This window comes from Corynebacterium sp. HMSC071F07 (assembly GCF_001810285.1).
Classification (GTDB): Bacteria; Actinomycetota; Actinomycetes; order Mycobacteriales; family Mycobacteriaceae; genus Corynebacterium; species Corynebacterium simulans.
In genome coordinates, this window is record NZ_KV800718.1 from 21,666 (window position 1) to 31,527 (window position 9,862).

Here is a 9,862-nt window from a genome sequence, read left to right on the forward strand (position 1 = left end):
AAGGGCCGGAAATAGTCCTGGAGGAAAATACCGACATAGAAGCATGGGATGCGGTCATCGAAAATAACGATAAATTATTGGAAAAGTATATCGCAGGAGAACCAATCAGCCGGGAAAAACTTGTGCGGGAGGAACAGCGGCGGGTTCAAGACGCCTCCCTGTTCCCGGTCTATTATGGCAGCGCCAAAAAGGGCCTTGGCATTCAACCGTTGATGGATGCGGTGACAGGGCTGTTCCAACCGATTGGGGAACAGGGGAGCGCCGCCCTATGCGGCAGCGTTTTCAAGGTGGAGTATACAGATTGCGGCCAGCGGCGTGTCTATCTACGGCTATACAGCGGAACGCTGCGCCTGCGGGATACGGTGGCCCTGGCCGGGAGAGAAAAGCTGAAAATCACAGAGATGCGTATTCCATCCAAAGGGGAAATTGTTCGGACAGACACCGCTTATCCGGGTGAAATTGTTATCCTTCCCAGCGACAGCGTGAGGTTAAACGATGTATTAGGGGACCCAACCCGGCTCCCTCGTAAAAGGTGGCGTGAGGACCCCCTCCCCATGCTGCGGACGTCGATTGCGCCGAAAACGGCAGCGCAAAGAGAACGGCTGCTGGACGCTCTTACGCAACTTGCGGATACTGACCCGCTTTTGCGCTGCGAGGTGGATTCCATCACCCATGAGATCATTCTTTCTTTTTTGGGCCGGGTGCAGTTGGAGGTTGTTTCCGCTTTGCTGTCGGAAAAATACAAGCTTGAAACAGTGGTAAAGGAACCCACCGTCATTTATATGGAGCGGCCGCTCAAAGCAGCCAGCCACACCATCCATATCGAGGTGCCGCCCAACCCGTTTTGGGCATCCATCGGACTGTCTGTTACACCACTCCCGCTTGGCTCCGGTGTACAATACGAGAGCCGGGTTTCGCTGGGATACTTGAACCAGAGTTTTCAAAACGCTGTCAGGGATGGTATCCGTTACGGGCTGGAGCAGGGCTTGTTCGGCTGGAACGTAACGGACTGTAAGATTTGCTTTGAATACGGGCTTTATTACAGTCCGGTCAGCACGCCGGCGGACTTCCGCTCATTGGCCCCGATTGTATTGGAACAGGCATTGAAGGAATCAGGGACGCAACTGCTGGAACCTTATCTCTCCTTCACCCTCTATGCGCCCCGGGAATATCTTTCCAGGGCTTATCATGATGCACCGAAATACTGTGCCACCATCGAAACGGTCCAGGTAAAAAAGGATGAAGTTGTCTTTACTGGCGAGATTCCCGCCCGCTGTATACAGGCATACCGTACTGATCTGGCCTTTTACACCAACGGGCAGAGCGTATGCCTTACAGAACTGAAAGGGTATCAGGCCGCTGTCGGCAAGCCAGTCATCCAGCCCCGCCGTCCAAACAGCCGCCTGGACAAGGTGCGCTATATGTTTCAGAAGATAATGTAACGTCTTGCGCAATGCAAGCGTTCATTGCTGGCTATTGCGAAATATCATTGAGCGAGGACCCCAATATCTTGTGCCACGCCCGAACCCCCGGCGAACTAATCAATGCACTCTAAAACCGGAAGAGCCCTTTTAGTACTACTGGTGGATTTCGGTTTTGGTGGGGATTAACGCCGCCGGCTTCGGTTTTTCCGTTGAGGAGGTCGTTGACTACTTCCCGATGGTGAAATGGGTCGATGGTGAGGTAGAGAGGAACCAGTCACCTGGAAGAGATCGATCCAGTCGTTGGTGTGCAATCTGGGAGGTAGGGTCGCGGGGTCGATTCCTCGCGAGCGCAACCATGATTGTGTTTCTGAACGTGATGAAAACAACCCTGCCCTTCGGAGAATTTCCCCTATCCCGCGTCCCCGGGCAGTGAAAACGGTGTGCACCATCGCCTGAAAGGCTTTGCGCTGCTCTATCGGAATCTTCGGGTCACCCACCCGGCGGATCACTAAGATCCCCCCGTCAACGTTTGGCTGTGGCCGGAAAGCAGACCTTGGTACCCGAGAACCCAGGTGAAATGTGAACCATGGGGACCACTGAGCCGTCATCATCGTGCTTGCGCCTACCCCGGCCCGGCGGCGAGCGACTTCCCACTGCATGAGGAGTACAGCGTCAGTCCATGCTGGCGCATGCAGCAACTTTCGAAGAATGGCAGTGGTGAGGTGAAAGGGAATGTTTCCCACAATGACGCAGGGAGTGGCGGGTAACCGGAAGTTAAGGAAATCATCATGGACCACTTCGACCGCCGCCGAGGAGGTTTCTTGTGTGATTTTGGCAGCTAGTTTTGCGTCCACTTCAACTGCCGTTATCGCCCTCCCCAAGTGGGCCATCGGGTGAGTGAGGGCACCGCTTCCTGGTCCGATCTCAATGATGGGGCCGGAGGTTTGTTTCACAAGGTCGATGATGGAGTTGATGATCTTGTGGTTGGTGAGAAAATTTTGGCCATGCTCGTGACGGCCGTGTCCGTATGCAGACATCAGGTGTGCTCCTTGGATTTGAAAGGGAGCCGGGCATGACAAATAGCCGCCCGGCTAAAGGACCGGAGCGGTTTTTAACCTACGGGGTAGGAAACCGCCTTAGCGGTTGGTGCGCAACCGCAAGAAAGCGGTACCTGAAATCAACATGGGTCTAATTATATCCATTTAAATTCGCGGGTGTGAAGTGTCCCAGGTTTTGTTCCGTTTGAGTAGATGGGAAAATCTGGAACATGCCAAGAAAATTTGACCAGGATGCAAAGGACCGTGTGGTCCGTCTCGTGGAGGACCGCATCTTGGCGGAAAGCATGTCGATGCATCCCGCGTGCTAGGCAGTAGCTTCAAAGTTGGGGGTTTCATGGCACACGGCTCGTCTATGGACTTAAGCCTGCTCGTCGTGCGGGAAACATCCCAGAACCTGTTCCTGAAGATTTGGCTACCGAAAATGCCAGGCTACGCCGCGAAAATCAAGAGCTTCGAGATACCAACGAGTTGCTGAAGGCTGCGTCAGCTTTTTCGCCTCACGACCAGGCCCCAAACGTTAAGAAATGATCCGGTTCATCGATAAATACCGGAATCATTTCTCTGTCGAGTTCATCTGCACCGGAGTTGAAGATTAACCGGGCTGGTGGGTTTATCACCTCGCGTGGTTATCGCCAGTCCAAAGCCCGTGGGCTTAAGTGCTCGTCGCCTTCGTGACGCTGTGCTGATTGAACGCATTGGTGCCATTCATCGGGATAATTACGGTGTCTACGGCGTGCGGACAATGTGGCATGCGCTTGACCGTGACGGAATCGACATCGGTCGTGAGCAAACCGCCCGGCTGATGCGCCTAGCTGGTGTTTCTGGCACAGGCACAGGCGGATCACCAATCACAACCCGTACACCTCAACAGGCCGGATCTGCGCCCGGATTTGGTCGAGCGTGAGTTCAAAGCCCAAGGCCTTAAACAAGCTGTGGGTGGCCGACATTACCTACGTGCGTACGAAGAAGGGTTTTGTGTACACCGCGTTTGTCACTGACGTTTACTCCCGGCGGATCGTCGGATGGGCATTATCGGACTCGATGCGCACCGAGGTATTACCGCTGCAAGCACTCAACCAAGCGATTGTGAGCGCGAAGGAAACAACAGGCCTTATTCACCATTCGGATCACGGCTTATAGTACGTCAGCGTTGTCTACAACCAGCGTCTCGCCCAGCACGGGATTGCCGCTTCCACTGGGACCGTCGGTGACTGAAATGACAATGCTCTAGCTGAAAACGTTAACGGCTCTTACAAGAATGAGCTCATCCATACTCGCAGGTGGAATGATGTTGTCGAGGTAGAAATCGCGACGTTCGAGTGGGTGTCATGGTGGAACGAGGTAAGGCTCCACCAAAGCCTGGGATATCGAACCCCAGCCGAGGTGGAAACCGAATTGTGGAAGAAGAACCCGCAACAGGGAATAATAGAAATCAAGGAACATGCCTAGGAACAAAACTCGGGGCACTTCAAGCCCCTTATATGGCTCTGGATGTGGTGATTGCTGCAGAACCGTCATCAGTAAGGGTGACTTTTCCATCTACGCGGTAGACTTCACGCAACATTTTTGCGGTTAACACGTCCTTAGCTGCTCCGTGTGCGTATACAGTGCCCGCGTGGAGTACCGCAATGCGGTGAGCGAAGCGCGCTGCTTGTGAAAGATCGTGCATCGAAACCACGACCGCCGCGGGTGCTTCAGCTGCATAGGCGCGAATATGCTCCATGAGGATGAGCTGATTTCTTAGGTCAAGAGCGCTGGTTGGCTCGTCCAGTAGTAATGCCTGCGGCCGGCATACGATGGCCTGGGCGAAGCTTACTAATTGACGCTGGCCGCCGGAGAGCTGGGACATTGTTCGGGATTCTAGGTCTTCTAGCCCCAGCCGCGTGAGGACCGAGCTGACTCGGTCCTGTGTGGATGTGGCTACCCGTAGTCCGCTGAATCCCGTCCGGGAATGCTGGAGTGCCAGAAGTACCGATTCGAATACGGTAAGGGTGCTTTCCGGCGGGGGATCCTGTGGCAAATATACTGCCTCGGGCCCAGTGACGTCGCCGCTGAATCGGCATAGGTTAGCCATGCAGCGCAGCAAAGTCGACTTACCAGCGCCATTAGGGCCGACGAGGGCGGTGACGGTTCCAGCTTCGATCTTTGGGAGACATACGTCATTCAGTATCTGTTCGTCTCCATGGGAAAAGCACAGGTTATCTACCCGGAGTGTGGGTTCTGGCGGAACCGTGGGCGGTTGTTCCACGAGGGGGTCCTTTCTGGGGCAGGAAGTACTGGGAGAGGCGATCATTAGGTTGAGGAGACAGTTCGGGGGCGGCGTCGCAAAACAATGAGGACGACGAACACGGGAACGCCCACAATCGCGGTGATGATGCCGACAGGCAGAATCGCCCCAGGCTGGATCAGCTTGGATACCACTGAGGCTGAGGTCAGCAAAAGCGCACCTGAGATGATGGACGTGGTGAGGAAGAAGCGTTGGTCCTCACCAACGAGCATCCTGGCGATATGTGGGCCGACGAGTCCGATGAAACCAATTGTCCCGGCCATCGAAACGGCAGTTGCCGCCATAAGGGAGACTCCCACCAGCGTGTACGTGCGCAGCTTTGGGATATTGATACCCATGGACCTAGCGCGGTCGTCGCCCATTCGAAACGCGGTCAGCGTCCACGCATTGCGGTAGAAGTAAGCAATTCCGATTAGTGAGATGACCGCGAGAAGGCCGATCTGAGGCCACGTAGCGCGCGTAAGGCTGCCCAAGGTCCAGAAAACCACCTGCTCTAATTGGGTCTGCGAGGCGAGGTACTGCATTAGCGCTAGTAGAGCATCGAAGAGGAACACGATGGCTATGCCCAGCAGAATCATTCCCTCGGTACCAGAGCTCTTTGACCGAGAGAATAGGACGATCACCGCACAGGCCGCGAGGGCGAAGACCCAAGCACTGCCCGCCATTCCCAGCGCTGCCCCGATTCCCGCCGCGGTGAATCCTGAGACGGTGGCAAAGGCTGCGCCAAAGCTCGCAGCGGCGGAAATGCCCAGCGTATAGGGCTCTGCCAAGGGGTTATCCAAGATGGTTTGCATCTCTGCGCCGGCAGCAGCGAGGGTGCCACCGATGAGCACCGCTGTGACGGTCATAGGCAGACGTATATCAAAGATGATCTGCCAGTCAATTGGGCGGGAATCGCTGGGGTGAAAGAGCACGTAGAGCGCCTCATTTGCGTTCAAACTGCTGCCGATGAGGAAATCTATGGCAATGGTGACGCATAGCAGGGCCGTAAGCCCTGCGATGATCGCTACCTTTCGCCTGCTAGCTGTTCGGTACCAGTTTGACCGGGGGCGTTGCCGTTGCGGGGTAGAGTTTTGGTCGTCCACCTCGCTTCCGGTGGCAATTGATTGCGCTCGTGCTCCGTGGCTCATGGCAAACCAGTCCAGAAGGTGCCGCTAGCCTCCACAGGGAGGAATTTTTCATGTAGTTCTTCCAAATCGGCCTGCGGGTCGACATCGGAAAACAGGTCGGGGTGCATGGCTTTGGCAAACCACTCGATGGCTAGGTAGTTGTATGGGGAGTCGTAGAAGTGATGCCACGCAGCGTAGGCCCGCTTGTTCTTGACCGCCCGCATTTCCTTAAGGACAGGTTGCCCGTCAACAACGCGTTGGAAGTCTTTGGCTGCCTGTTCGGTGGACTCGTCGTAGCCCAGGGGTACAAAGCCATTCTTCTTTGGCTGCTGCTTGGCGCCGGTCCAGTCTGCGCCGGTGGCGATGATGACGTCTGGGTCTTTTTCAGCTAGCGCCTCGGGAGAGACTTGCCCCTGCTTGGCGTCGATCATATCGTCGCCCACGTTTTCGCCACCCGCTGCGTTAACAATTTGGGCTAGGTTGGACTTAGCGAAGGTAGAGCAGCAGTCGAAGTAGCCGGGAGCTCGCCAGAGGAAGGTCGGTGTGGGGGTGGCCTTGGCTTTTTCTAGGCGCTCCTGAACCATGTTCACCTTGGACTCATAGAACTCGGCATACTCTTCCGCTTCCTTCTCGTGGCCGAGTACCTTGCCGAGCAAGCGCACGCTCGGTGCGGTGTTCTTCACCGGGTCGGTAAAGTAATCGACGGTAACCGTGGGGATTCCGGCCTTTTCTAGACCGTCTACGATGCCAGCATCCTGGGCGGCTTCGAAGCTGCTTGCGGAGACAATGAAGACATCTGGACGGGAATTCAAAGCTTGCTCAACGGACATCGAGCCGTCGTAAACTTCACCAGTTTGCTCAATATCTTCGATCTCTGAGAATTTCTGTTCGTACTTCTTGTACGTGCCAGGGTCGTTCTGCTCCAGGTCATCTGGCCAGGCAACGATGCCCTGGAGCGGGTTTTCTTTGTTGAGGATGGATGTCGTGTAAAGCATCCGTTGCCCGCCCATGAGGACCCGATCGACGTTCTTCGGGACCTCGACTTCGCGCCCGAGAATGTCGGTGATCTGTTGCTTTTCTCCGTCATCTGCGGTCTGTTGTTCATCGTTAGTGCTGCAGGCAGCGGTCATAAGGAGGGCAGTGGCGGTGACGGCTGAGGCGACTACGCGGGCCATTTGGTGGTGAGGGGCGCGTGGGGTTTTAAAACCGCGAGCCCTAGTTGTCGTGAGGGACAAGGCAATCCTTTCTTCCAAGTGGATCTATTAGGTTAGCCATACCTTTGTTTATCTACAATGGGTGATGAAACTTTTACCCCCCAACATTCCCGTTAAGTCAGTTCATTCAGTCGGCGGGAATATGTGCGTAGCAGCAGTACCGCCGTGGTTGCGAAACCCATGATGAGTCCTAACCAGACGCCATATCCTTCCCATCCGAGGAGCTTTCCAAATATCAGAATCCCGGGGACGCCAACCAGCCAGTACCCGACGAGGGTGCAGCGTAGCCCTGAGGTGGTGTCTTTCAGGCCTCTCAGTAGGCCCACTGCCACGTTTTGGATTCCTTTGGCGAACTGTTGCAGTACCGCGAGACATAGGAGCAGGACGGCAATGTGAAAGGTGGTGGGATCTGCCTCTTTTAAGAAAGGATGCAGTACCCACCTGCCCAACAGAAGCCACAGCGCGCCCATTATTCCCAGATACGTGACCACGACGAACAATATGCGTCGGGTAATCTCGCGCACTGAGTCGGCACTCTCGGCCCGAGCCCTTGTGATCAGCACCGAGCCGCCGTGAGAAAAGCCGATGCACACTTGGTAAACGATGTACGCCAGTTGGTTCACAATATTGTGCGCCGCTAGCATCTGTGGGCTAAAGGTCCCCATCACTAAACCGGCGATGGTTGTTATTGCAGCCTCCGAGCCATAGGTCAGACTGACTGGTACCCCGAGGCGGACGAGGCGGCAGATAGTCTCCCCATCTCCTTTACACGGAAGGATGTGGAAATAGGGCTGTAGCTCGGGAATGCGCAGTACCACAATCCGGAAGGCCAGGAAGGTAAGCAGTTGGATGACAGTTGTAGAAAGCCCGATGCCCGCTACCTTCCAGTGATCCGAGGCTGCCCATGTCATAAATAACCAGTTCAATGCGATATTTATAAATATCGATATCAGCGTGATGGTTAACAGGGAGCCGGGTTTTCGCATGCCCACGGCGAATTGGCGCAGGACGTTGAGCCACATCATCGGGACTAACCCGGGTGCGAGCGCAAGGGTCATGGCGAAGGTGAGTTGGGCAACGTGCTTGTCGATGGGCAGAACAAGGACCAATCCGCCTAGGGCGATGACCAGTAACGCGCCGAGAATTGCAGTGCCAGTGGCCACCGCGAAGGAGGAGCGCACAGCCCGCCGGATCTGTTCTGCTCCCGCCTCGCAATTTTGACAAGAGGTTTTCTCTTTTTCCATTTTTGCTGCTGCTTCAGCCACAAGATTTGCCCCGGCCGTCACCATGCCCACGCACATCGTGCGGATCTGGTTGTAAAGCTGCATCGCTAGGCCGCCGCCGGCTATCGCCAGTACGCCCACGGACTGCAGCATCAATACGTCCGTGGTGGTCAATGCAACTCCGGCGAGTTGTACTCCAGCGATGGGAAGGGAAATTCCCAGAACTTCGCGATATTTCCGGATGGATTTCAACCTCGCAGCCACCTTCAACTTCGGACTAACATTCGTCTCGGCCCTCGCTTCTCATCTTCTAAACCTCGCCCATTTTGGCGGCTGGTCTCCAATGTGCTGCGGTTTCTAGCGGTAGATACGCAGCACATCCGATTCATTTGCGGCCTCCAGGCCGTTGAAGCGAATGGCGCTGCGATACATCTGCACCAAAGTTGCAATCGGACGCTGCCGTCTGCACCATGGAAATTAGTGGTTCGCCCCTGCGGATTCAGCTGGTGCTGGCCGATGCCCCAGCGGTACCACCGTTGGTTGAGACCGAATCCCGTTCAGGGCTGGTGTTTGCAGCGGCAGAGACTCCCTTCGGAAAGTATAAAGATTATACCTAGTTTAGGTAAGGCTACCATAATTGAAGATTTCCACTTCAAACACTTCAGGTGGAAGGAGTGTGAAGATGGATAGGAGAGCCTAGTCTCGGAACAAGACTTCTGTGAGAGCGTATGCGGTTGGGTGTGGATGTGTCAGGTTGTCGAAGTTGGGGAGAGGTTTATTTTTGATTGTTTTTCTTTCCCGTGGTGACGGTGAGAATGCGTGTGTGTCTTGAGTAGTGGGGTGTTTGGTGGCAACCAAATCTATTGATTTGGGCGGCAGCCCAACGAACGAAGTGAGGCGGGAGCTTAAACCGTAACCCGTATTGCACGGTTTTGTTGGTTGATCGGCTGGGGGTATAGAAATACAGGGATATAGTTATAAGCGACCTGCGGAAATAGGTTTAATCGCAGGTTAGACCCTGTGGATAAGTGGCCATTTGTGGGTAAATCTGCGCACGCTTGTGGGTAAATCTGCGCACGCTTGTGGGTAAATCTGCGCACGCTTTTTTGCTTTGTGGGTAAATCTGCGCAGTCTGACCTGGGGAAATTGTCTTGTGGGTAAATCTGCGCAGTGCGGTTTGCCCATAAAGAAAGCGCCCCACGTGGAGCGCTTAGCGATGGTTGGGGTTAGTCGAGACGGGGGCGTGGCGGTCGTTGGCGGATGGATGTTGTGGTCTTGGTGACGGTGACGCCGTGGGTGTCGGCGGTGATGCCGGCGTTCGGCCAAATAGTCAAGATGTCTTGGATAGCCTTCTTGACGTCGGTGCGGAAATCTCGCCATTGGGCTGACGTTTTTAGTTCTTTGGTGGCGAAGCTCGCAGCCATCATGTCCCAGGTGAAGGTGTAGGTGTCGCGGTTGTTTTTGGCCAGCCAGTATTGCTTGAGGGTAAGCCAGATGTAGATGTCCATTGACCGCGGCTTGGTCAGCTGGGCCTGACCCCCGGAAAG

The 9,862-nt window shown here is 55.1% G+C and carries 7 protein-coding genes and 2 pseudogenes; 2 read left to right on the forward strand and 7 right to left on the reverse strand.

The genetic code is table 11. The features are described from left to right. Window positions 1-5: 5 nt before the first annotated feature. Window positions 6-1,442: pseudogene (locus tag HMPREF2724_RS11010) on the forward strand (tetracycline resistance ribosomal protection protein); the annotation flags it as partial. Between the two features lie 164 nt (window positions 1,443-1,606). On the opposite strand, the gene HMPREF2724_RS11015 reads toward HMPREF2724_RS11010, so the two are convergent. Together HMPREF2724_RS11015 and HMPREF2724_RS13530 are read right to left on the reverse strand one after the other, a co-directional pair. Further along, window positions 1,607-2,461, reverse strand: a complete 855-nt coding sequence (locus HMPREF2724_RS11015) for a 23S rRNA (adenine(2058)-N(6))-methyltransferase Erm(X) (RefSeq protein WP_011117480.1) — start codon at window positions 2,459-2,461, stop codon at window positions 1,607-1,609. Window positions 2,462-2,560: 99 nt separating this feature from the next. Continuing rightward, entirely contained in the window at window positions 2,561-2,626 is a 66-nt protein-coding gene (locus tag HMPREF2724_RS13530) for an erythromycin resistance leader peptide (RefSeq protein ID WP_071569110.1), read from the reverse strand. A 65-nt stretch (window positions 2,627-2,691) separates the two neighbouring features. Here HMPREF2724_RS13530 and HMPREF2724_RS12715 point away from each other — a divergent pair. Beyond that, window positions 2,692-3,931: pseudogene (locus tag HMPREF2724_RS12715) on the forward strand (IS3 family transposase). Window positions 3,932-3,959: 28 nt separating this feature from the next. Here HMPREF2724_RS12715 and HMPREF2724_RS11020 read toward each other — a convergent pair. The 5 genes from HMPREF2724_RS11020 to HMPREF2724_RS11040 form a co-directional block, all read right to left on the reverse strand. Next, window positions 3,960-4,775, reverse strand: a complete 816-nt coding sequence (locus HMPREF2724_RS11020) for an ABC transporter ATP-binding protein (RefSeq protein ID WP_049156256.1) — start codon at window positions 4,773-4,775, stop codon at window positions 3,960-3,962. Next, complete coding sequence (locus tag HMPREF2724_RS11025; protein WP_049156286.1) at window positions 4,775-5,854, reverse strand: FecCD family ABC transporter permease; 1,080 nt, start codon at window positions 5,852-5,854, stop codon at window positions 4,775-4,777. The genes HMPREF2724_RS11020 and HMPREF2724_RS11025 overlap by 1 nt, the downstream gene beginning before the upstream one ends. Window positions 5,855-5,895: 41 nt before the next feature. Next, window positions 5,896-7,053 (reverse strand): ABC transporter substrate-binding protein, encoded by a 1,158-nt coding sequence (locus HMPREF2724_RS11030; protein WP_049156259.1) that lies wholly within the window; start codon window positions 7,051-7,053, stop codon window positions 5,896-5,898. A 152-nt stretch (window positions 7,054-7,205) separates the two neighbouring features. Then, complete coding sequence (locus HMPREF2724_RS11035; RefSeq protein WP_231732355.1) at window positions 7,206-8,567, reverse strand: MATE family efflux transporter; 1,362 nt, start codon at window positions 8,565-8,567, stop codon at window positions 7,206-7,208. Between the two features lie 974 nt (window positions 8,568-9,541). After that, window positions 9,542-9,862 (reverse strand): replication protein RepA (locus tag HMPREF2724_RS11040; protein WP_246818259.1); only part of this gene is annotated, 321 nt, incomplete at its 5' end.